Consider the following 18,236-nt stretch of genomic DNA (forward strand, 5'->3'; position numbering starts at 1 on the left):
CGTGCGCAACTCGTGGCTGACATCCGCGAAGAAGCGGCGGCGCGAGCGGTCGACCGTCTCGAGCCGCGCGTTGGCGGCCCGCAGGTCCGCGGTGCGGGCCTGGATCGTCTCCTCCAGGGCCGCCCGGTCGGCGGCGACCCGGGCCTCGCGGCGGCCGAGCCGGGCGGCCATGCGGTTGAAGCTCGCGACCAGGAGGCCGAGCTCGTCCCGGACCGCGACCGAGAGGCGGGTGTCGAGCTCGCCCCGCCCGACCGCGATCGCGGCCCGCCGCACCGCCTCGATCCGGGCGAGCGTCGGCCGGATCAGGCTGCGGTAGAGCACCAGCAGGACGGCGAGGGCCGCCCCAACGGCGAGCGCGGCCGCGAGGCGCAGCCGGTCGGCGAGCGCGCGGGCCTCCTCGGAGCCCAGCACCATGCTGCGCCGCTCCGCCTCGATCAGGAACGAGAGCGGCTGCCCGGTCATCGCCCCGAAGCCGTTGAGCGCGCCCTTGATGGCGTTCTGGCGCTGCTCCGGTTCGGCCGCGTGGCGGGTGATCTGCTGGACCTGCCGGTCGAGGATCGCCCTGGCGGCGCGCAGCTGCGCCATGGGCCGGGTGCGGGCGGCGTAGGCCATCCGGTCCTGCGGGTCGTCGCTGATCCGGATGCTGCGGGCCAGGGCCTCGTCGACGGCGGCGAGCGCCTTGTCGGCGTTGGTCCGGGCGATCGCCATGGATTCGGGCTGCGTGTCGGGATTGCCCACCGTCTCGACCGCCGCGAGGCCGAACTGGGTCAGCCGGCCGGAGAGCTCGGCCAACAGTTCCAGCCGCGCCTGCGCCGCGAGCGTGCGGTCGATCGTGCGCTCGGCCGCGGCGATCGAGGCGAGCACGCCGAGGGCCGCGAGCACGATCAGCAGGGCTGTCGCGCCGAGCAGCAGCGCGAAACGGACCTTGAGCGAGCGCATCATCCCCTTCCGGGCCGCCTCGCGGGCGGCTCCCGCGAAGCATGGCATCCGGGGCGATGCGGGCCAAGGGGGGCGGCGCGGGCGGGGTGTGACGGGCCGGCCTTGACGGAGGCGCGCCGCCGGGCAATCGCGGCGACCGACCAGGGCGGAAGCGAGAGGCGCGCGATGACCGGGACGCGGGGGCAGAACCTGACGGCGCCCGACAAGGCCGTACCGTACGGCGTCGCCGCGGCGCTCGGCTTCGTGGCCGGCTTCGTCGATGCGGCCGGGTTCGTGGCGCTCGCCGGGCTGTTCGCCGCCCATGTCACGGGCAACTTCGTGCTGATCGGCGCGGCGCTCGTGGGGGACGCGGGCGGCCTCGTGGCCAAGCTCCTGGCGTTGCCGGTCTTCGTGCTCGCGGTCGCGGGCGCGCGCCTTCTCGCCCTTGGGCTAGAGCGGGCCGGTCGGCGTCCCCTGCCCTGGCTCCTCGCCGTCGAGGCGCTGCTGCTCGCGGGCTTCGGCGGCGCCGGCGTGGTGCTCGCCCCCTTTTCCGGAGCGGACAGCCCGTCAGCCCTCCTCGTCGGTATGCTGGCGGTCGCCGCGATGGGTGTGCAGAACGCCCTCGGGCGGCTCTGCCTGCCCAACCTCGCCGCCACCACGGTGATGACCGTCAACGTCACCCAAGCGGTGATCGACGCCGTCGACGTCGCGCTCGGGCGCGCGGCGGATGCGGCGACGCGGGCGCGGCTGCGGCGGATCCTGCCGGCCGTGCTCGCCTTCGCGGCCGGGGCGCTCGCGGGCGCCCTCGGGGTCGCCTACGGAGCGTTCTGGTGCGCGCTCCTGCCGGTGCTGCTGCTGGCCGGCCTCACGGCCGCGGCGGCGCGGGGCCTCACACGAGGCGCAGCTCCCCCGGTTTGAGCTTGAGCCGGCGCACCATGTCGCGCGACAGGCCGCCCACCACCTGCAGGCGGACATTCTCCGTCGCGTGGTCGGCAAGCGCGGCGAGCGCCTCCGCCTCGGAGGGCGCGACCACGGCGTAGATCCGTGCCGCCTCGCGGCGCTGTGCCACGGCGACGAGAAAGGCCTGGCGCTTGCCCTTCTTGCTCTTGGCCGACACGGGGCGCCCTCGGCGTCAATCCGCCCGGGTCCGGCGCGCGCCCTCCGGCGCGACGCCCGCGGGGCCGAGGGCGGCGTTCCGGGTCATCCTTGGCCTCATCCTTGCGTTCCCGCGTTCGTCACGCAGGGCCAACCGGGCCGCGCATACGCAGTTCCGGCTATGATTAGCCGGCAGAATAAACGCAAGACACTTGATGTGCCCCGGTCCAGCCTTCTGAACCGATGCTCTCAACGCGGGTGATCGTGGAAGCGGACGGCATCGCTCCCCAGTGGTGGGACGCCGCATCGCGTGGTGCCTCGGATGGGCATGCGGCGGGTAGGGGTGCGGCGGGACTGGCATGCGAGGCGCTTTCGTGTATGGTGCGCGCGGCCTCGGCCCGGCGACGGGCGAGGCCTGAAGCCGCTTGGGCTCAACGACCGTGCTGGACGACATCCCGGCACCGGCCCTGCCCCAGCTCACGAAGGCGCGCTGCCCGAGGCAGCCGCCTCCCGCACATCCCAGAAAGGCAGTTGCGATGTCGATCACGGCAGAGCGCAAGACCGCGCTCATCAAGGAATACCGCGTCGATCCCAAGGACACTGGCTCGCCGGAGGTCCAGGTGGCGATCCTCACCGAGCGGATCTCGAACCTGACCCAGCACTTCAAGACCCACGGCAAGGACAACCATTCCCGCCGCGGCCTCCTGAAGCTGGTCTCCTCGCGCCGCTCGCTGCTCGACTACGTCAAGCGCAAGGACGAGGCCCGTTACCGCTCGCTGATCGAGCGCCTGGGCATCCGCCGCTAAGGCTGGCCCCGGCGGCCGTCAGGCCGCCGCAAGCGCGACCGCGCGCCGCCGCCCATGCGGCGGTGCGCCCCCGATGCGAGAGCGTCGGGGGCGACCTAAGGAAGAATTCGGGGCCGGAATGGATCCGGCATCCCGATACAAGCGGCGACTTCGAGGCGCCACGTGCCGGGGACAGGATCGCAGGCCTCTTCAGCGGAGAGGCCCGCAATCTTGCCCCTGGCGGCGCCGGGTTCGCCCACCCGCGGCCGGGAAGGCCCGTCCGCGGAAGAGGCCAAGGACAGAGAGACACGCATGTTCGACGTTCAACGCGAAGAGCTGATCTGGGGCGACCGCAAGCTCGTCCTCGAGACCGGCAAGGTCGCCCGCCAGGCGGACGGCGCCGTGATCGCCACCTACGGCGAGACCTCGGTGCTCGCCACCGTCGTCTCCGCCAAGGAGCCGAAGGCCGGCATCGACTTCCTGCCGCTCACCGTGAACTATCAGGAGCGCGCCTACGCCGCCGGCCGCATCCCGGGGGGCTACTTCAAGCGCGAGGGCCGTCCCTCCGAGAAGGAGACGCTCGTCTCCCGCCTGATCGACCGGCCGATCCGCCCCCTCTTCGTCGAGGGCTGGCGCAACGACACCCAGGTCGTCGTCACCGTGCTGACCCACGACCTCGAGAACGATCCCGACATCGTCTCGATGGTGGCGGCCTCCGCCGCCCTGACGCTCTCCGGCGTGCCCTTCATGGGCCCGATCGGCGCCGCCCGCGTCGGCTACGTCAACGGCGGCTACAAGCTGAACCCGCTGGTCACCGAGACCAAGGACGAGTCGACCCTCGACCTCGTCGTGGCCGGCACCCAGGACGCCGTCCTGATGGTCGAGTCCGAGGCCAAGGAACTCTCCGAGGACGTGATGCTCGGGGCCGTGATGTTCGGCCACAAGCACTTCCAGCCGGTCATCGAGGCGATCATCCGGCTGGCCGAGAAGGCCGCCAAGGAGCCGCGCGACTTCTCCCCGCCGGAGAACGCCGACGTCGAGACGGCGGTGCTGGAGATCTGCGAGTCGGAGCTGCGCGACGCCTACAAGATCACCGTCAAGCAGGAGCGCTACAAGGCCGTCGACGCCGTGAAGGCGAAGGTGGTGGCGGCCCTCTGCCCGGTGGACGGCGAGCAGAAGTTCTCGCCTGAGAAGGTCAAGGCGGCCTTCAAGGAGGCTCAGTCGAAGGTGGTCCGCTGGAACATCCTCGACACGGGTTCGCGCATCGACGGCCGCGATGTGAAGACGGTCCGCTCAATCCTCTCCGAGGTCGGCGTGCTGCCCCGCGCCCACGGCTCGGCCCTGTTCACCCGCGGCGAGACGCAGGCGCTGGTCGTCGCCACCCTCGGCACTGGCGAGGACGAGCAGTTCATCGACGCGCTGGAAGGCACCTACAAGGAGACCTTCCTGCTGCACTACAACTTCCCGCCCTATTCGGTCGGCGAGACCGGCCGCATGGGCTCGCCCGGCCGCCGCGAGATCGGCCACGGCAAGCTCGCCTGGCGGGCGATCCACCCGGTCCTGCCGCCGGCCCACGAGTTCCCGTACACGATCCGCGTCGTGTCCGAGATCACCGAGTCGAACGGCTCGTCCTCGATGGCCTCGGTCTGCGGCGGCTCGCTGTCGCTGATGGACGCGGGCGTTCCCCTGCGCCGCCCGGTCGCCGGCATCGCCATGGGCCTCATCCTCGAGGGTGAGCGCTTCGCGGTGCTCTCCGACATCCTCGGCGACGAGGATCACCTCGGCGACATGGACTTCAAGGTGGCCGGTACGGACGAGGGCATCACCTCGCTCCAGATGGACATCAAGATCGCGGGCATCACCGAGGAGATCATGAAGATCGCCCTCGCCCAGGCGAAGGATGGCCGCGCGCACATCCTCGAAGAGATGGCGAAGGCCTTGACCGCCGCCCGTCCGGAGCTCGGCGAGTACGCGCCGCGCATCGAGACGATGCAGATCCCGACCGATAAGATCCGCGAAGTGATCGGCACGGGCGGCAAGGTGATCCGCGAGATCGTCGAGAAGACCGGTGCCAAGATCAACATCGAGGACACGGGCATCGTGAAGATCGCCTCGTCCGACGGCAAGGCGATCAAGGCGGCCTACAACTGGATCCGCTCGATCGTGGCCGAGGCCGAGGTCGGCGTGATCTACGACGGCACCGTGGTGAAGACGATGGAGTTCGGCGCCTTCGTCAACTTCTTCGGCGCCAAGGACGGCCTCGTCCACATCTCGGAACTCGCGCCCCAGCGCGTCGCCAAGGTCACCGACGTGGTGAAGGAAGGCGACAAGGTGAAGGTGAAGTTCCTCGGTCAGGACGACCGCGGCAAGATCCGCCTCTCGATGAAGGTCGTCGACCAGCAGACCGGCGAGGACATCACCGAGAAGTTGAAGGCCCAGCGCGACGCCGAGCGGGCCGAGCGCGGCGACGAGCCCCGCGAGGGCCGCGAGGGCGGCCGCTCCCACCGGGGCGAGCGCCGCCGCGACGCGGGCGAGTAAGCCTCGCCCTCACGGCTGACGGTTCGGGAAGCGCGGCCCCTCGGGGCCGCGCTTTTCGTTTGGGCCGCATCCCCGGACAGGCGCTATCCTGCCTGCATGTCGCCGATTCGCGTCCGTCGCCTCGGCCCCGCCGACGTCGCCGCCCTGCGCGTCCTGAACGCGCTCTTCGCCGAGGCCTTCGGCGACCGGGAGACCTATGCGGCCGAGCCGCCCTCGGACGCGTGGCTCGCCGGTCTTCTCGGCCGGGAGCACATCGTCGTCCTGGTGGCCGAGCAAGACCGGGAGATCGTCGGCGGCCTCGTGGCCTACGTCTTCGACAAGATCGAGCGGATGCGCCGCGAGATCTACATCTACGACCTCGCCGTGGCGGAGGCGCACAGGCGCCGAGGCGCCGCGACCGCGCTCATCGCGCATCTGCGCGGCATCGCGGCGGCCCGCGGTGCCTGGGTGGTGTTTGTCCAGGCCGATCACGGCGACGACCCGGCCATCGCGCTCTACCGGGGGCTCGGCAACCAGGAAGAGGTGCTGCACTTCGATATCCCGGTCGGGCCGGCGAGGGCCTGAGGGGCCGCTTCCCGGGCGCCGTCGCATCTGCTTGAACGCTCCCGCCGGGGGCGAATCGCCGGCAGGGAGGCCAGACATGAGCGAAGACCTCGTCCTCTACACCACGCCGATGTCGCGCGGGCGCATCGCCCGCTGGATGCTGGAGGAGGTCGGCGCGCCCTATCGGGCCGAGCTGATGAATTTCGGCCCCGGCATGAAGGATCCCGCCTTCCGGGCGATCAACCCGATGGGCAAGGTGCCGGCGCTCCGCCACGGCGACGCGGTCGTGACCGAGACGGCGGCGATCTGCGCCTACCTCGCCGACGCCTTTCCGGAGGCCGGGCTCGCCCCGCCGCCCGGCAGTCGCGACCGCGCGGCCTACTACCGCTGGCTGTTCTTCGCGGCGGGCCCGGTCGAGGCGGCAGTGACCAACAAGGTCCTGGGCGTCACCGTGCCGGACGATCCGCGCATGCGCGGCATGGTGGGCTACGGCTCGCTGCCCGAGGTGCTCGACGCACTCGAGCAGGCGCTGAGGGGGGGCGACTATCTCGCGGGCCAAAGCTTCTCGGCGGCCGACCTCTATGTCGGCGCGCATCTGGCCTGGGGCATGGCATTCGGCACGATCGAGCGGCGGCCTGCCTTCGAGATCTACACCGCCCGCCTCACCGAGCGTCCCGCCGCCATTCGGGCGCGGGAGATCGACGACGGTCTGCTCGCCGAGCAGGGGCAGGCCTCCGGCTGAGTCCGGCGCCGCGGCACGGTGCCCGGGAACGCCGCCCCGCGCCCCGCGTTCGCCCGGCGAGACCTATCACGGAGACACAGAAGCCCGATGGCGACCCAGATGATCAACCAGATGGCCCACGACATCTTCAGCGGCGAGCCGAACCTCACCACCACGGAGCGGGCCGTCTCGGTGGCGCTCGGTCTCGGCATCGCGGCGGCCGCCGCGCAGCCGCGCCCGAACAAGCTGCTCAGCCTCGCCGCGCTCGTCGTCGGCGTCGGGCTCGCGCTGCGGGGCGCCACCGGCCACTGCGCCATGAAGGCGGCCTCGCAGCGCCTGTAAGGCCTGACCATCGATCCAGCCTCCGGGGCCCGCCGCGCATCAGCACGGCGGGCCCTCGCTTTTTAGACATGCTCCGGGCGCGGAACGAGGCCTGTGCGCCCGAAGAGCCTCAGTGCCGAATAGGCTTGCCCCGAACGAGAAAGGGCGCCCTCGCGGGCGCCCTCCTCCGTCCGACCCGGCTGTGCCGATCAGTAGGTCGAGGTGCGGCTGCTGCGGCTGGCGATGAAGCCGTAGATCGCCAGCACGATCACCGCGCCCACGATGGCGCCGATGAAGCCCGCGCCCTGGTTCGGCCCGTACCAACCAACCGCCTGGCCGATGAAGGTGGCCACGAAGGCGCCGACGATGCCGAGGATCGTGGTGAGGATGAAACCCGCGGGCTCCTTGTCGCCCGGCATGATGAACTTGGCGATGACGCCGGCCAGGAAGCCGATGACGATGGTCCAGAGAATTTCCATGGCAAACCCCTGCGCGTAGGTGCGAATGTCCACTGAACGCGCCAGCGGGGCGGCAGGTTGCCGCGGAAAGCTTGGGCGGACGGATTTTTCGTACCGGAACCTTTCGGCGATTCGCCGAGGCTGGTCCGGGCTACCCGCGCCCGCCACCGCCGATAGGGATTGGCAGGGTCGGACGCTGCCGATAGTGCTGGCCGCCGCAACGGAAGCGGGAGTGGTGTGATGACGATCGAGCGGATCGAGCCGGGCAAGCGCATGTCGCAGGCGGTGGCCTACGGGGACACGGTCTATCTCGCCGGGCAGGTCGCGGCCGACACCGTGGGCACCGGCGTCACCGCCCAGACCCAGCAGATTCTCGAGCAGATCGACCGGCTGCTGCACGCGACCGGCAGCGACAAGGAGCGCATCCTCTCGGCCACCGTCTACCTCGCCGACATCGCGACCTTCGCCGAGATGAACGCCGCCTGGGATGCCTGGGTCTCGAAGGAGAACCCCCCGGCCCGCGCCACCGTCGAGGCCAAGCTCGCGGGGCCCGAATACCTCGTGGAGATCGTCGTCGTCGCGGCGAGGAGCCGGTGAGCGGCGGCCTCCTCCGCCGCGCCCTCATGGGCGCGGCACTCGGCGCGTTCGCCTGCCTCGGCGGCGCCCGGGCGGAGGAGCGCGTCGTCAACATCTACAACTGGTCGGACTACATCGACCCCAAGGTGCTGGAGGCCTTCACCCGGGAGACCGGCATCAAGGTCGTCTACGACACCTACGACAACAACGAGATCCTGGAGACCAAGCTGCTCGCCGGCCGCTCCGGCTACGACGTGGTGGTGCCCTCCGGGCCCTTCCTGCAGCGGCTGATCCGGGCCGGCGCCTTCCGGCCCCTCGACAAGACGAAGCTGAGGAACCTGGGCAACGTCTGGCCCGAGATCGCCGGGCGCCTCGCCACCTACGATCCGGGCAATGCCTACGCGGTCGACTACATGTGGGGCACGACCGGCATCGGCTATAACTTGAGCGCCGTGCGCGAGCGCCTCGGCCCGAACGCCGCCCTCAACTCGTGGAGCACCGTGCTCAACCCGACCTCGGCCAACAAGCTGAAGGAGTGCGGGATCATGATGCTCGACAGCCCCGAGGACCTGATCCCCTCGATGCTGCCCTTCTACGGGCTGAAGAGCGACACGCGGCGCTGGGACGACATGACCCAGGTCACCGACGCGCTCTACAAGGTCCGTGGCGCGGTGCGGAAGTTCCACTCCTCCGAGTACATCCAGGCGCTCGCCAACGGCGACCTCTGCGTCGCGGTCGGCTACTCGGGCGACGTGATGCAGGCCAAGAAGCGGGCGGACGAGGCCAAGAACGGCGTCGAGATCGGCTACGTCGTGCCGAAGGAGGGCTCGATCATGTGGTTCGACGCCTTCGCGATCCCGAAGGACGCGCCGCACGCCGCCGAGGCCCACGCCTTCATCGACTACATGCTGCGCCCCGATGTGGCGGCGGCCAACAGCAACTTCGTCTCCTACGCCAGCGGCGTGCTGCCGGCGAAGGCGCTGGTGAAGCCGGAGATCCTGAACAATCCAGGCATCTACCCGGACGAGGCGACGATGCAGCGCCTCTCGGTGAACACCGCCTGGGACGACCGGACGCAGCGCTTCATCACCCGGCTCTGGACCCGGGTGCGCACGGGCCGGTGAGGGCCGCATTCTCCCTCCCCCTCAGAGGGGGGAGGGAGTGCGTGCGGGGCGGCCCTCGAACCCCCTCCCCTCCCCAGCGCGATCGTGTAAGACGGCCGCCATGACTGCGCATTCCCACCGCGACGCAAAGGATCGGCCCCGCGTCGCCGTCACCGGCATCGGGCTCGTCACCTCGCTCGGCCAGGGCCAGGCCGACAACTGGGCGGCGCTGACCGCCGGGCGTTCCGGCATCCACGCGATCCGGCGTTTCCCCACCGACACCTTGCGCACCCGCATCGCCGGCACGGTCGACTTCCTCGACACCGAGCCGCTGGTCGCCCCCCTCCTCTCGGAGCGCTTCGCCGCGGAGGCCGCCGAGGAGGCGGTGGCGCAGGCCGGGATCGGCCGCCGGGGCGACTTCCCCGGCGCCCTGTTCATCGCCGTGCCGCCGGTCGAGATGGAATGGCCGCAGCGTCAGGCGCTCGCCGAGGCCTCGGGCCAGAACGGCGAGGTCAGCTACGCGGGTCTTCAGGCCGCTGCCGCCACACGCCGCTTCGACCCCTGGCACGACCTCTTCATCTTCGGCACCGTGGCCGAGCGCATCGCCGAGCGCTTCGGCACCAAGGGCTCGCCGATCTCGCTCTCGACCGCCTGCTCGTCCGGCGCCACCGCGATCCAGCTCGGCGTCGAGGCGATCCGGCGCGGCGAGACGCAGGCCGCGCTCTGCATCGGCACGGACGGCTCGGTGAACCCGGAATCGCTGATCCGCTTCTCGCTGCTATCGGCCCTCTCGACCCAGAACGACCCGCCGGAGGGCGCCTCGAAGCCGTTCTCGAAGAACCGCGACGGCTTCGTCATGGGCGAGGGCGCGGCCGCCCTGGTGCTGGAGGACGCGGAGGCGGCCACGGCCCGCGGCGCGACCATCCTCGGCTACGTGCTCGGCTGCGGCGAGAAGGGCGACGGCTTCCACCGCACCCGCTCCAGCCCGGACGGGGCGCCGATCGTCGCGGCGATCCGGGCGAGCCTGGAGGATGCGGGCCTGACGCCCGAGGACGTCGACACCGTCAACGCCCACGGCACCTCGACGCCGGAGAACGACAAGATGGAGGCGCTCGGCCTCGCCGCCGTGCTGGGCGAGCGGGCGGGCCGCGTGCCCGTGACCTCGAACAAGTCGATGATCGGCCACACGCTGACGGCGGCGGGCGCGATCGAGGCGGCCTTCTCGCTCCTGACCATCCGGCACGGGCGCATCCCGCCGACCATCAACCACGCGGTGCCCGACCCCGCGATCCCGCTCGACATCGTGGGGCAGGCGCGGGACGTGCCCGTCTCGCGCGTCCTGTCGAACTCCTTCGGCTTCGGCGGCCAGAACACCTGCCTGATCCTCGGGGCCGAGCCCGCATGAGCGCCGGGATCAGACGCGTCCTCGTCACGGGGGGCGCCGCGGGCCTCGGCGCCGCGATCGTGCGGGCGCTGGCGCAGGCCGGCCACGGGGTCGACTTCACCTTCCGCGCGTCCGCCGCCGAGGCCGAGGCGCTGCTGGCGGAGCTGCGCGAGGCCTATCCGGGCGCGGATTTCGAGGCCCACGCCCTCGATCTCGGCGACCGGGCGGCGCTCGACACCTTCTGCGCGGCGGCGGAGGAGCGGGGCTATTACGGCCTCGTGCACAATGCCGGCCAGTCGGCGGACGCGCTCGCGCTGATGCTCGACCAGGACCGGCTGGAGGCGGCCATGCAGGTGAACTTCACCTCGCTGACCCGGCTCGCCAAGGCGCTGACCCGGGGGATGATCCGGGCGCGCGCCGGCCGGATCGTGGCGATCGGCTCGGTCGCGGCGCTTCGCGCCAATGCCGGCAACGCGGCCTACGCCGCCACCAAGGGCGCGCTGATCGCCTATTGCCGCACCCTGGCGATCGAGTCGGCGAAGCGCGGCGTCACCGTCAATGTGATCGCGCCGGGCTTCGTGGACACGCGGATGATGGCCCCCTACGCCGCCCACCGCGCCGGCATGGAGCGCCAGATCCCGGCCGGCCGCTTCGCCGACCCGGCGGAGGTCGCCGCCCTCGTGCGCTTCCTGATGGAGGACGCGGCCGGCTACATCACCGGCACCGTCCTGCCGGTCGATGGCGGCCTCACCGCCCAGATGGGCGTGCACCGCGCCTGAGACGCGAACCGATGCGCCCTCTCCTCCTCGCCGCGCTCGCCGGCCTTCTCGCCGCCCCCGCCGCGGCCGAACCCCAGGCCTACCGGGTCGATGGCCTGCCCCGCGGCGAGGCGCTGAGCGTCCGGGCCGAGCCCGACGCCTCCGCCGAATTCGTCGGCGAGGTCCGCGGCCGGGTGCTGGTCTTCGGTTGCACCAACGAGACGCCGAGCCGCACCACGTGGTGCCGGGTCAAGGCCGGCCGGACGCTCGGCTGGGCCCGGCGGCGCTACCTCGCGCCCGAATAGCCGCGCCTTGATCGGGACATAGGCTGTCCCTAAGGCGCCGCGGCACCTCTAGCGCCACCCTATCGGGCCGTCCGAGCCCCGGGAACGATCGATGCGAGCCCTGCAACTCTTCGGCGACCGCGACCTGCGCCTGACCGATGTCGCCGATGCCCCCGCCCCCGGGCCCGGCGAGGTGCGGGTGCGGGTCCGCGCGGTCGGCCTCAACTTCATCGACGTCTGGGGCTTTCGCGGCATGGCCTTCGCCAAGCGGAAGTTGCCGCTCACGGTCGGCGCGGAGGCCGCGGGCGAGATCGCCGCGGTCGGGGACGGCGTCGCCGGGCTCGAGGAGGGCGATCCGGTCGCGCTCTACGGCGCCAGGACCTGCGGGCACTGCCGGGCCTGTGAACAGGGCCGCGACAACCTCTGCGAGGAGGTGGGCGGCGTCTACGGCTTCCACATCGACGGCTTCGCCAGCGAGTTCGTAACTGTGCCGGCCCGGCTCGTGGTGAAGGCGCCGGAGGGCGTGAGCTTCACCGACGCGGCCTGCGCGGGCATCGCCTTCGGCACCGTGCAGCACATGCTGTTCGACAACGCCCGGCTGGAGCCCGGCGAGAGCATCCTCGTCCACGCGGGCGGCTCGGGGATCGGCACCAGCGCGATCAAGATGGCGAAAGCGCTTCAGTGCACCGTGTTCACCACGGTCGGGGACGACCGCAAGGGCGCGATGGCGGCCGAGCTCGGCGCCGACCACGTCATCAACTACCGCGACGAGCGCTTCGAGGGCGAGGTGCGGCGGCTGACGAAGCGGAAAGGCGTCGACGTGGTGTTCGAGCATGTCGGGCCCGACACCTGGAACGGCTCCCTGCTCTGCCTGAAGCGCGGCGGCCGTCTCGTCACCTGCGGCTCGACCTCCGGCGTCTCGACCACCATGAACCTGATGCAGCTGTTCCAGCAACAGTACCGCATCACGGGATCCTTCGGCTGCCGCATCGAGAACATTCGGCAATCGCTGGACAAGATGGCGGCCGGCCTCACGCCAGTCATCGATACGGTCTATCCGCTCGGCGACTTCGCGGCCGGGCTGGAGCGGCTCGAATCGCGCCAGGTCTTCGGCAAGATCCTGGTGAGCCTCTGAATCCTTTCCCTGCTCACGCGGAAATGATCTAAGGCGCGTGAAGCGCGGCAATCCGGCTCCGGCCCTGCCGTGCGTCCGCCGTCGCCGGAGCCCGACCCGCTTGCTGCGTCTCGCCCTCGTCCTGAAGCGCTCCGGCCCGCGGCTCGCGGGCTACGCCATGCTGCCGCTGATCGCCGCCCTGTTCCGGATCGCCCGGGGGCTCGGCCCCGAGCGGGCCGGCGCCTGGGGCGCGGCCCTCCTGCGCCGGATCGGCCCGTGGCTTCCCGCGCACCGGACCATGCTGGGCAACCTGCGCGAGGCCTATCCGGACCGCTCCGAGGCCGAGCGCGGGGCGATCGCGCGGGAGGCCTGGGAGAATCTCGGCCGCACGGGGGCGGAGTACGCCCATCTCGATACGCTGTTCGACTACGATCCGGCCGATCCCGCGACCCAGCGCATGGAGGTGGTGGGGCTGGAGCACTTCTACGCCCTGCGCGACGATGGTGCGCCCGGCCTGATCTTCTCGGCCCATCTCGGCAACTGGGAGCTCCCCGCGATCGCCGCGGCGAAGTTCGACCTCGAGGCGACCGCGGTGTTCCGGGCGCCGAACAATCCGGCGGCGGCCCGGCTCGTCGGCGCGGTGCGGCAGAAGACCATGGGGGGCCTGGCCGCCTCCGGCCCCGGTGCCGCCTTCGCGATGCAGGGCGTGGTCGAGCGCGGCGGCCATCTCGGCCAGCTCATCGACCAGCACTTCACCCGCGGCGTGGTGGTGGAGTTCTTCGGCCGGCCCTGTCTCGCCAACCCGCTGCTGGCCAAGCTCGCCCGGAACTACGAGTGTCCGGTCCACGGCGCCCGGGTGGTGCGGCTGCCCGGCGGCCGCTACCGGCTCGAACTGACCCCGCCCCTGGACCTGCCCCGGGACGCCAGCGGCGCGGTCGACGTGCCGGGCGCCATGCAGGCGATGACGGCGGTGGTCGAGGGCTGGGTCCGCGAGCACCCGGGCCAGTGGCTCTGGATGCACCGGCGCTGGCGCCCGTCGATGCTGCCGGCCGGGCGGCGGGCGGCCCCTCTCAACGCAACGTGATTTCCCAACCTCATGCCGCGCGCGCTGTGATGCAATGATGCTTCCGGCTTCCCGATACGCCGCCCGGTTCTGCGCGATGGCCCTTGCCCTGGCAGGGGCTTGCAGCGCGCCGGCCCGCGCCGAGCCTGCCAGGGGCGAGCCGCTGCGGGCCGTGGTCGAGCTGTTCACCAGCCAGGGCTGCGCCGCCTGCCGGGGCGCCGACCCGGTCTTCCGCGAGCTCGCCGGCCGGCCCGGCATCGTCGCCCTGACCCTGCCCGTGACCTACTGGGACTATCTCGGCTGGAAGGACACGCTGGCGCAGAAGCCCTTCAGCGAGCGCCAGCACGCCTATGCGGGCCTGCACGGCATCCGGCAGGTCTTCACGCCGCAGGCCATCGTCAACGGCGCGGCCTCGGTGGTGGCTTCCGACCGGACCGGGCTGGAGCGCATCCTCGGGCGGGAGGCGGCCCAGCCCGGCGGATTGCCGGTGCCGGTGCGCGGCGAGGAGCGCGGCGACCATATCGTGATCGACGTCGGCGCTGGCGGCCAGCGGGGCGAGGTCTGGCTCCTGTCCGTCCTGCGGCGCCGTCCCGTGGCGATCGAGCGCGGGGAGAACCGGGGCCGCACGGCGACCTACCTCAACGTGGTGCGCGGCATGCACCGGGTCGGGTCCTGGAGCGGTCAGCCGGTCCATTACGAGGTGCCGCTCCCGACCGCCCATGTCGCCGACGCCGATTCCTGGGTCGTCGTGCTGCAGGGGGCGAGCAACGGCAAGCCGGGCCGGATCTGGGGCGCCGCCAAGGGGCCCGGGCTGTAGGACGCCGTCGCGGGTCGCGCGATCCGCGCAGGCGCGCGGCCCGTGACGAGGGGCGCGGCTCGTGAGATGGTGGGGCCACTCCCCCAAATCCCGTCCCCCAGACCCCTCCGTCCCGAGAAATCCCGATGTCCCTCTACGCGCTCGACGGTCACGCCCCTGTCCTCGCCGACGACAGCGTCTGGGTCGCGCCGGGCGCGCACGTGATCGGGCAGGTGCATCTCGGGGCGCGGGCGAGCGTCTGGTTCGGCGCGGTGCTGCGCGGCGACAACGAGCCGATGCGGGTGGGCGCCGGCACCAACATCCAGGACGGGGCGGTGCTGCACTCCGATCCCGGCTTCCCGCTGACGATCGGCGACGGCGTCACCGTCGGGCACCGGGCGATCGTCCACGGCTGCACCATCGGCGACGGCACGCTGATCGGCATGGGCGCCACGATCCTCAACGGCGCGCGGATCGGCCGCGGCTGCATCGTCGGCGCCAACGCCCTGGTGAAGGAGGGGGCCGAGTTCCCGGACGGCAGCCTGATCGTGGGCATGCCGGCCAAATCCGTGCGCAGCCTCGACGAGGCGGGGGCCGCCGATCTGCGGCGCCTCGCCGAGCACTACGTCGCCAACGCCCGGCGCTTCGCCGCGGGCCTCGTCCGGCAGGATTGAGGCGGGCCGAGCCGCCCTGCCCCGCCCGGGTGCCGGTCAGCCGCGGGCCAGCGCGGCCTCGAACTCGGCGTCCGGGAGATGGGCGCCGCCCGTCGTCCAGACCACGTGGGTGGCGCGTCCCAGGTCGGCGCCTCCCGCCGCTGCGACGAACGGGCCCACCGCCGCGAAGCCCGCGGCCGCGGAGGGTTCGAGGCGCAGGGCCGCCCCGTCCCACAGCGCCCTGAGCCAGCGGAAGAGCGCGTCGTCGGTCACGGTCACGACCGCCTCGATCAACGGGCCGACGGTGCGCGCCACGAGCATCGAGGCGCTGGCCACGGCCAGCCCATCGGCCGCGGTGCGGTTGTCGAGGCCGACATCGTAGACGCTGACGGGCCGGTCGAGCCCCGCGGCGAGCTGAACCAGCATGCAGGGCGCGGCCACCGGCTCGACGAAGACCGGCCGCACCGCATCGCCGAACAGCAGCGTCAGTCCGAAGGCCACGCCCCCCGGCGCGCCGCCCACGCCGCAGGGCAGGTAGACGACGAGGGGATGGCCCGCATCGACCGCGATCCCGGCCGCCGCGAGCTGGCGCTGCAGGTCGAGCGCCGCCGCCGCGTAGCCGAGGAACAGGTCGGTCGAGTCCTCGTCGTCGACGAAGTGCGCGTCGGCGCGATCGCGGAAGGCGTCCCGCGCCGTCGCGACCGCGAGGCCGTAATCGCCCGGATGCTCGACGACGCGGGCGCCGAGCGCGCGCAGGCGCCGCTTCTTCCAGTCCTTGGCGTCGTGCGACATGTGCACCTCGACCGCGAAGCCGAGGGCGCGCGCCATCACGCCGACGCTGAAGCCGAGATTGCCCGTGCTGCCGACCGCGACCGTGTGCCGGGCGAAGAGGTCGCGGAAGGGCTGCGTGGCGAAATCCGCGTACGAGGTGCCCGCCCGCAGCAGGCCGGCCGCCTCCGCGAGCCGCTCGGCATAGGCCAGAACCTCGTAGACGCCGCCGCGCCCCTTGATGCAGCCGGTGACCGGCAGGTCGTGGTCGGCTTTGACCCAGACGGCGCCGGGCGCGCCGGGGAGCATGCTCTCTGCGACGGCCGGCGGGAGGGCCGTGAGGGGCGAGTCGATCCGCCCGCCGTCGAGCCCGTCGAACAGGCGGGCGAGCAGCGGGGCGAAGCGGTGCCAGCGCGCCGCCGCCGCCCGCATGTCGGCCTCGGCGAGGGCGAGGTCCGGCAGGACCGCCGCGCTGCTGCGCCGGTGCGGGTTGCGCCAGACGGTCGGCTCCGCCCGCAGGACGGCGGGGGGCAGCGCGGGGCCGGACGGGAGGGTTTTTGGCATTCCGGAACCGTTCAACACATCATCGCAGATCAGCCGCTCTACGGAATCCAGCTCTGGGGTCCCAGTCGGACCGCCGGCTGTCCCGGATGTCCGGAGCGTCGGCGGGGCCCGATCCGGAGCATCGATGCCGGCCCGCGCGGCTCATCGCTCCCGCAGCGGCTCAGGCCGGGATCGGGTGCGGCCGGGCGAGCACGCTCCCGCTGCCCGGTGCGGCCGCGAGCAGGCTCCGCGTATAGGGGTGCTCCGGCGCGGCGAACAGCGCGGCCGTGGGGCCCTCCTCCACGATGGCCCCGCGATGCATCACGGCGATGCGGTCGCAGATCGTGGCGGCCACGCGCAGGTCGTGGGTGATGAACAGCATCGCGATCCCGAGGCGCTGCTTCAGGTCCTCCAGCAGCCGCAGGACCTGCGCCTGCACCGAGACGTCGAGGGCCGAGACCGCCTCGTCGGCCACCAGCACGTCCGGTTCCATCGCGAGCGCCCGGGCGATGCCGATGCGCTGGCGCTGCCCGCCCGAGAAGGCGTTCGGGTAGCGCTCGGCGGCGCTCGGCTGCAGGCCGACGAGGTCGAGGAGCTCGCGGGCCCGCGCGCGGGCCTGCCGGGCGGGCGTGCCGTGGGCGATGGGGCCCGCGGTGATGATCTGCTCGACCGTGCGGCGGGGGTTCAGCGAGGCGAAGGGGTCCTGGAAGATCATCTGGATCCGCCGCCGCTCGGCGCGGAGCGCCGCGGGCCCGAGCGCCGTGAAGTCGAGGGTGCCGAGCCGCACCGTGCCCCGGTCCGGCTCGACGAGGCGGATCGCGAGGCGCGCCGTGGTGGACTTGCCCGAGCCCGATTCGCCGACGATGCCGAGGGTCTCGCCCCGGCGCAGGTCGAAGGCGACCTCCCTCACCGCGGCGACGACCCGGGGCTTGCCGAAGAGGCCGCCGCGGGTCGTGTAGGTCTTGCCGAGGCCGGCGACCGAGAGCGCGACCGGGTTCGCCGCGACGGGCGGGCGCTCGGGCGGCGTCAGGCTCGGCACCGCGGCGAGCAGCGCCCGCGTGTAGGGCGCCTGCGGGTTCTCCAGCACGGCGCGCGCGGGGCCGGACTCCACCAGCTTGCCGCGCTGGAGCACCGCGACGTGGTCGGCGATGTCGGCCACCACGCCGAAATCGTGGGTGATGAACAGCACGCTCATGCCGCGCCGCTGCTGCAGCTCGCGGATCAGCTTGAGGATCTGCGCCTGTGTGGTGACGTCGAGCGCCGTCGTCGGCTCGTCGGCGACCAGCACCGAGGGCTCCAGCGCCAGCGCCATCGCGATCATCGCCCGCTGGCGCTGCCCGCCCGAGAGCTGGTGGGGATAGGCCCGCACGATCTGCTCCGGGTCAGGCAGGCCGACCTCGCGGGCGAGCGCCACCGCGCGGGCGCGCCGCTCGGCGGGCGTGAGGAGTCCGTGCGCCTCGAACATCTCGGCGATCTGGTCGCCGATGCGCATCACCGGGTTGAGCGCCGTCATCGGCTCCTGGAAGATCATGGCGATGCGCCGGCCGCGCAGCCCCCGCCAAGCGCGCTCGTCGAGCCCGAGAAGGTCGCGGCCCTCGAAGGTGATGCGCCCGCCCGCGACCTTGAGCGCGCGGGGCAGGAGGCCGGTCAGCGCGTAGGCGCTCATCGACTTGCCCGAGCCCGACTCGCCGACGACGCAGAGGATCCGGCCCGGCATCAGGTCAAGGGAGAGCCCCTCGACCGCGTGCGGCCGGTCGGCTCCCTTCGGCAGGGCGAGCGTCAGGTTCTCGATACGGACGACGGGCTCGGTCATGC

20 protein-coding genes are annotated in these 18,236 nt (G+C 72.3%); 15 read left to right on the forward strand and 5 right to left on the reverse strand.

Annotated elements, in window-relative coordinates; translation table 11 throughout:
• Positions 1 to 939: HAMP domain-containing protein (locus MFF54_RS05330; RefSeq protein ID WP_238301606.1), on the reverse strand; the 939-nt coding region annotated here is incomplete at its 3' end.
• A gap of 165 nt (positions 940 to 1,104) precedes the next feature.
• On the opposite strand from MFF54_RS05330, the gene MFF54_RS05335 reads away from it, so the two are divergent.
• Entirely contained in the window at positions 1,105 to 1,836 is a 732-nt protein-coding gene (locus MFF54_RS05335; RefSeq protein WP_238301583.1) for a YoaK family protein, read from the forward strand.
• Here the strand turns inward: MFF54_RS05335 and MFF54_RS05340 are convergent.
• Positions 1,808 to 2,035: a hypothetical protein gene (locus MFF54_RS05340; protein ID WP_238301584.1), complete on the reverse strand. Its 228-nt coding sequence runs from the start codon at positions 2,033 to 2,035 to the stop codon at positions 1,808 to 1,810. The two genes, MFF54_RS05335 and MFF54_RS05340, sit on opposite strands and share 29 nt — an antisense overlap.
• Before the next feature lie 514 nt (positions 2,036 to 2,549).
• On the opposite strand from MFF54_RS05340, the gene rpsO reads away from it, so the two are divergent.
• From rpsO to MFF54_RS05365, 5 genes are all read left to right on the forward strand, one after another.
• Entirely contained in the window at positions 2,550 to 2,819 is a 270-nt protein-coding gene (gene rpsO / locus MFF54_RS05345) for a 30S ribosomal protein S15 (protein WP_066920265.1), read from the forward strand.
• A 291-nt stretch (positions 2,820 to 3,110) separates the two neighbouring features.
• A complete protein-coding gene (gene pnp, locus MFF54_RS05350; RefSeq protein WP_238301585.1) occupies positions 3,111 to 5,336 on the forward strand; it encodes a polyribonucleotide nucleotidyltransferase in 2,226 nt (741 codons plus the stop codon).
• Between the two features lie 96 nt (positions 5,337 to 5,432).
• A complete protein-coding gene (locus tag MFF54_RS05355) occupies positions 5,433 to 5,900 on the forward strand; it encodes an AAC(3)-I family aminoglycoside N-acetyltransferase (RefSeq protein WP_238301586.1) in 468 nt (155 codons plus the stop codon).
• A gap of 76 nt (positions 5,901 to 5,976) precedes the next feature.
• Positions 5,977 to 6,621: a glutathione S-transferase family protein gene (locus MFF54_RS05360; RefSeq protein ID WP_238301587.1), complete on the forward strand. Its 645-nt coding sequence runs from the start codon at positions 5,977 to 5,979 to the stop codon at positions 6,619 to 6,621.
• Between the two features lie 99 nt (positions 6,622 to 6,720).
• Entirely contained in the window at positions 6,721 to 6,942 is a 222-nt protein-coding gene (locus MFF54_RS05365; RefSeq protein ID WP_238301607.1) for a YgaP-like transmembrane domain, read from the forward strand.
• A gap of 188 nt (positions 6,943 to 7,130) precedes the next feature.
• On the opposite strand, the gene MFF54_RS05370 is transcribed toward MFF54_RS05365, so the two are convergent.
• Positions 7,131 to 7,400 (reverse strand): GlsB/YeaQ/YmgE family stress response membrane protein, encoded by a 270-nt coding sequence (locus MFF54_RS05370; protein ID WP_238301588.1) that lies wholly within the window; start codon positions 7,398 to 7,400, stop codon positions 7,131 to 7,133.
• A gap of 219 nt (positions 7,401 to 7,619) precedes the next feature.
• Here MFF54_RS05370 and MFF54_RS05375 point away from each other — a divergent pair, with 219 nt between their 5' ends.
• The 9 genes from MFF54_RS05375 (at position 7,620) to MFF54_RS05415 (ending at position 15,131) form a co-directional block, all read left to right on the forward strand.
• Positions 7,620 to 7,976 carry a RidA family protein gene (locus tag MFF54_RS05375; RefSeq protein WP_238301589.1) on the forward strand — a complete coding sequence of 119 codons (357 nt, stop codon included), beginning with the start codon at positions 7,620 to 7,622 and terminating at the stop codon, positions 7,974 to 7,976.
• A gap of 26 nt (positions 7,977 to 8,002) precedes the next feature.
• Positions 8,003 to 9,079, forward strand: coding sequence for a polyamine ABC transporter substrate-binding protein (locus MFF54_RS05380; RefSeq protein WP_238301608.1), 1,077 nt, complete (start codon positions 8,003 to 8,005; stop codon positions 9,077 to 9,079).
• A gap of 100 nt (positions 9,080 to 9,179) precedes the next feature.
• Entirely contained in the window at positions 9,180 to 10,463 is a 1,284-nt protein-coding gene (locus tag MFF54_RS05385) for a beta-ketoacyl-ACP synthase (protein ID WP_238301590.1), read from the forward strand.
• On the forward strand, positions 10,460 to 11,221 hold the full coding sequence (locus MFF54_RS05390) for an SDR family NAD(P)-dependent oxidoreductase (protein WP_238301591.1): 762 nt from the start codon (positions 10,460 to 10,462) through the stop codon (positions 11,219 to 11,221). The genes MFF54_RS05385 and MFF54_RS05390 overlap by 4 nt, the downstream gene beginning before the upstream one ends.
• 11 nt (positions 11,222 to 11,232) lie before the next feature.
• Positions 11,233 to 11,505 carry an SH3 domain-containing protein gene (locus tag MFF54_RS05395; protein WP_238301592.1) on the forward strand — a complete coding sequence of 91 codons (273 nt, stop codon included), beginning with the start codon at positions 11,233 to 11,235 and terminating at the stop codon, positions 11,503 to 11,505.
• 91 nt (positions 11,506 to 11,596) lie between these two features.
• On the forward strand, positions 11,597 to 12,619 hold the full coding sequence (locus MFF54_RS05400) for a zinc-binding dehydrogenase (RefSeq protein WP_238301593.1): 1,023 nt from the start codon (positions 11,597 to 11,599) through the stop codon (positions 12,617 to 12,619).
• A gap of 100 nt (positions 12,620 to 12,719) precedes the next feature.
• Entirely contained in the window at positions 12,720 to 13,682 is a 963-nt protein-coding gene (locus MFF54_RS05405) for a lipid A biosynthesis lauroyl acyltransferase (RefSeq protein ID WP_238301594.1), read from the forward strand.
• Positions 13,683 to 13,758: 76 nt separating this feature from the next.
• Positions 13,759 to 14,478 (forward strand): DUF1223 domain-containing protein, encoded by a 720-nt coding sequence (locus MFF54_RS05410; RefSeq protein WP_238301595.1) that lies wholly within the window; start codon positions 13,759 to 13,761, stop codon positions 14,476 to 14,478.
• A gap of 125 nt (positions 14,479 to 14,603) precedes the next feature.
• A complete protein-coding gene (locus tag MFF54_RS05415; protein ID WP_238301596.1) occupies positions 14,604 to 15,131 on the forward strand; it encodes a gamma carbonic anhydrase family protein in 528 nt (175 codons plus the stop codon).
• A 36-nt stretch (positions 15,132 to 15,167) separates the two neighbouring features.
• Here MFF54_RS05415 and dsdA read toward each other — a convergent pair whose 3' ends face one another.
• Complete coding sequence (dsdA, locus tag MFF54_RS05420) at positions 15,168 to 16,442, reverse strand: D-serine ammonia-lyase (protein WP_238301597.1); 1,275 nt, start codon at positions 16,440 to 16,442, stop codon at positions 15,168 to 15,170.
• A 160-nt stretch (positions 16,443 to 16,602) separates the two neighbouring features.
• A complete protein-coding gene (locus tag MFF54_RS05425; RefSeq protein WP_238301598.1) occupies positions 16,603 to 18,234 on the reverse strand; it encodes an ABC transporter ATP-binding protein in 1,632 nt (543 codons plus the stop codon).
• Positions 18,235 to 18,236: the final 2 nt, after the last annotated feature.

Origin of the sequence: Methylobacterium gregans (assembly GCF_022179245.1) — a bacterium.
Taxonomy (GTDB): Bacteria; Pseudomonadota; Alphaproteobacteria; order Rhizobiales; family Beijerinckiaceae; genus Methylobacterium; species Methylobacterium gregans.

Excerpts from the sequence above, each read along its gene's own strand:
- MFF54_RS05335 (WP_238301583.1), top strand. The coding sequence starts at position 1,105 with ATGACCGGGACGCGGGGGCAGAACCTGACGGCGCCCGACAAGGCCGTA.
- rpsO (WP_066920265.1), top strand. The coding sequence starts at position 2,550 with ATGTCGATCACGGCAGAGCGCAAGACCGCGCTCATCAAGGAATACCGC.
- pnp (WP_238301585.1), top strand. The coding sequence starts at position 3,111 with ATGTTCGACGTTCAACGCGAAGAGCTGATCTGGGGCGACCGCAAGCTC.
- MFF54_RS05355 (WP_238301586.1), top strand. The coding sequence starts at position 5,433 with ATGTCGCCGATTCGCGTCCGTCGCCTCGGCCCCGCCGACGTCGCCGCC.
- MFF54_RS05360 (WP_238301587.1), top strand. The coding sequence starts at position 5,977 with ATGAGCGAAGACCTCGTCCTCTACACCACGCCGATGTCGCGCGGGCGC.
- MFF54_RS05365 (WP_238301607.1), top strand. The coding sequence starts at position 6,721 with ATGATCAACCAGATGGCCCACGACATCTTCAGCGGCGAGCCGAACCTC.
- MFF54_RS05370 (WP_238301588.1), bottom strand. The coding sequence starts at position 7,400 with ATGGAAATTCTCTGGACCATCGTCATCGGCTTCCTGGCCGGCGTCATC.
- MFF54_RS05375 (WP_238301589.1), top strand. The coding sequence starts at position 7,620 with ATGACGATCGAGCGGATCGAGCCGGGCAAGCGCATGTCGCAGGCGGTG.
- MFF54_RS05380 (WP_238301608.1), top strand. The coding sequence starts at position 8,003 with ATGGGCGCGGCACTCGGCGCGTTCGCCTGCCTCGGCGGCGCCCGGGCG.
- MFF54_RS05385 (WP_238301590.1), top strand. The coding sequence starts at position 9,180 with ATGACTGCGCATTCCCACCGCGACGCAAAGGATCGGCCCCGCGTCGCC.
- MFF54_RS05390 (WP_238301591.1), top strand. The coding sequence starts at position 10,460 with ATGAGCGCCGGGATCAGACGCGTCCTCGTCACGGGGGGCGCCGCGGGC.
- MFF54_RS05395 (WP_238301592.1), top strand. The coding sequence starts at position 11,233 with ATGCGCCCTCTCCTCCTCGCCGCGCTCGCCGGCCTTCTCGCCGCCCCC.
- MFF54_RS05400 (WP_238301593.1), top strand. The coding sequence starts at position 11,597 with ATGCGAGCCCTGCAACTCTTCGGCGACCGCGACCTGCGCCTGACCGAT.
- MFF54_RS05410 (WP_238301595.1), top strand. The coding sequence starts at position 13,759 with ATGGCCCTTGCCCTGGCAGGGGCTTGCAGCGCGCCGGCCCGCGCCGAG.
- MFF54_RS05415 (WP_238301596.1), top strand. The coding sequence starts at position 14,604 with ATGTCCCTCTACGCGCTCGACGGTCACGCCCCTGTCCTCGCCGACGAC.
- dsdA (WP_238301597.1), bottom strand. The coding sequence starts at position 16,442 with ATGCCAAAAACCCTCCCGTCCGGCCCCGCGCTGCCCCCCGCCGTCCTG.
- MFF54_RS05425 (WP_238301598.1), bottom strand. The coding sequence starts at position 18,234 with ATGACCGAGCCCGTCGTCCGTATCGAGAACCTGACGCTCGCCCTGCCG.